Here is a 1,707-nt window from a genome sequence, read left to right as displayed (position 1 = left end):
AGCAGAAGACGGCATACGATATCGGTCTCGGCATTCCTGCTGAACCGCTCTTCCGATCTTTGCGATGAAAACGGGCGAACGCATCCGACGAACCGGGGGCGAGTCCGGACAATGACGAGGGCTTATCGTGTTGCGTCTTAGCGGCAACCCCTGATTGGGCGCCAGATTGCTGGATATACATGAACCACCCTCTGTCAGGTCATGAACGTTCGTGGGGTCAGATGGACAGCCGGTAAGAACCGAGGCTCTTTCTGGGCGGCTTTTCCGGCTTGCTCCTGGCGTCGATAATCTTCCAGATAGCGCTGCAACGAGACGGCCAATGTGCTGATTCGCGTCATGAGGTGATCAAGTCCGGTCTCATCCAGATCCGCCATTGAGTGCACACTGCGCAACAACAGTTCCCTTGAATCAGGGTTATAGCCAAGCGCAGCGCCACCTGTGCGAGCAGGCTCCAGATTCAGCGCCATTGCCAGAATCAAAATGACGTTGTCCTGCGGCATCGTCAGCCTTTCGATCTGTGTGAAGATGAACAACGAAGTGTCCTGTTCTGGCAACCAGAGCAGACACTCGCTTCCATTCGCGGTCCTTACGTTGTGGCGTTGACCCTCCTGCGCATCGATGCCTCGATTGCGCAGCCACTGATAAAGCCGATCTTTTGCCTCGACAGGCCGCATGGAAATTCCCCGCTCGTTCAACGATGATTTTCTTCTGTGGTTCAAGACGTGATGCGGTTCCCTTTAGGGTTTGCACTAATATCAATGCGGTCCTTGTAAAAATCGACTCGTGAGTGCCGCCGATGACAAAGGTAACGGGATGGGCAGCGAGTTTCTGGTAACGTTGCCGTTGTTGCAGGGTTGAATTTGTTGGGTGACGTTAAAACGAAGGAATGTATGCTTAAAAAATGCCTGCTACTGGTTATATCAATGTCACTTGGCGGCTGCTGGAGCCTGATGATTCATCTGGACGGCGAGCGTTGCATCTATCCCGGCACTCGCCAAGGTTGGGCGTGGGGAACCCATAACGGAGGGCAGAGCTGGCCCATACTTATAGACGTGCCGTTTTCCCTCGCGCTGGACACTCTGCTGCTGCCCTACGACCTCACCGCGTTTCTGCCTGAAAATCTTGGCGGTGATGAACATAAATGTCAGTTCAGTGGCGGGTTGAACGTGCTCGGTTGATCCCTATTTTTCATTGCGACCGGGGAGTGCGGCCCCGACGCTCTTGGGGAACACACCAGGAATTCAAACCCGTCTTAAAAACTTTATGTGCGTGGCATGTTCCTCGTCCACTGGCTGAAAGCCGCAACGCAAGTAAAACTCTGCTCCGCTCGGAGTGTCAGTGAACAGGCGCACGGCGCGAAATTGCTCAGCCGCATGTTCCACAAGTCGATTCACCAGAATCCTTCCAAGGCCTTGGCCTCTTGAGGCGTTCGCGACGTATACCCTGCGTAGCCTGCCAATATCCCTCTGAGCATGCGAATCACGTGAAAGGCCTCCGATGCCTGCCAGAGCGCCGTCCAGAAGTACGACCATGAGGCATTCACCCTTGGCCTCGAATCGATTCGTTCCGGACCTCCACTCCTCGATCAAGCGGGTAAGAAACCTGAAGCCCTCTGCTACTGCCTCTTGCTCCAGAATCAGAATCTGACAAGGCAATTCAGTAATGATCCGGACTTCTACCTGTTTCATCTAAGGAAACTCTGAAAAA

General features: G+C 53.8%; 3 protein-coding genes and 1 pseudogene. 1 reads left to right on the top strand and 3 read right to left on the bottom strand.

The genetic code is table 11. The annotated features are described in order from the left end of the window. Positions 1–64: 64 nt before the first annotated feature. Positions 65–181 (bottom strand): annotated as a pseudogene (locus tag DW49_RS1000000132600) (peptidase C58); the annotation flags it as partial. Positions 182–194: 13 nt separating this feature from the next. Beyond that, positions 195–674 (bottom strand): CesT family type III secretion system chaperone, encoded by a 480-nt coding sequence (locus tag DW49_RS0124265; protein WP_024420258.1) that lies wholly within the window; start codon positions 672–674, stop codon positions 195–197. A 216-nt stretch (positions 675–890) separates the two neighbouring features. On the opposite strand from DW49_RS0124265, the gene DW49_RS0124260 reads away from it, so the two are divergent. Further along, the gene (locus DW49_RS0124260) at positions 891–1,178 is read left to right on the top strand and encodes a YceK/YidQ family lipoprotein (protein ID WP_005615682.1); all 288 of its coding nucleotides are present in this window, start codon (positions 891–893) and stop codon (positions 1,176–1,178) included. A gap of 63 nt (positions 1,179–1,241) precedes the next feature. Here DW49_RS0124260 and DW49_RS0124255 read toward each other — a convergent pair whose 3' ends face one another. Then, entirely contained in the window at positions 1,242–1,688 is a 447-nt protein-coding gene (locus tag DW49_RS0124255) for a GNAT family N-acetyltransferase (RefSeq protein ID WP_024420257.1), read from the bottom strand. Positions 1,689–1,707: the final 19 nt, after the last annotated feature.

Origin of the sequence: Pseudomonas avellanae BPIC 631 (assembly GCF_000444135.1) — a bacterium.
Lineage (GTDB): Bacteria > Pseudomonadota > Gammaproteobacteria > Pseudomonadales > Pseudomonadaceae > Aquipseudomonas > Aquipseudomonas avellanae.
The sequence above is the reverse complement of the archived record's forward strand: the minus strand, read 5'-3'. Positions and strand labels throughout refer to the sequence as shown.

Bases quoted from the DNA above. Each gene is read 5' to 3' on its own strand.
- DW49_RS0124265 (WP_024420258.1), bottom strand. From the start codon at position 674: ATGCGGCCTGTCGAGGCAAAAGATCGGCTTTATCAGTGGCTGCGCAAT.
- DW49_RS0124260 (WP_005615682.1), top strand. From the start codon at position 891: ATGCTTAAAAAATGCCTGCTACTGGTTATATCAATGTCACTTGGCGGC.
- DW49_RS0124255 (WP_024420257.1), bottom strand. From the start codon at position 1,688: ATGAAACAGGTAGAAGTCCGGATCATTACTGAATTGCCTTGTCAGATT.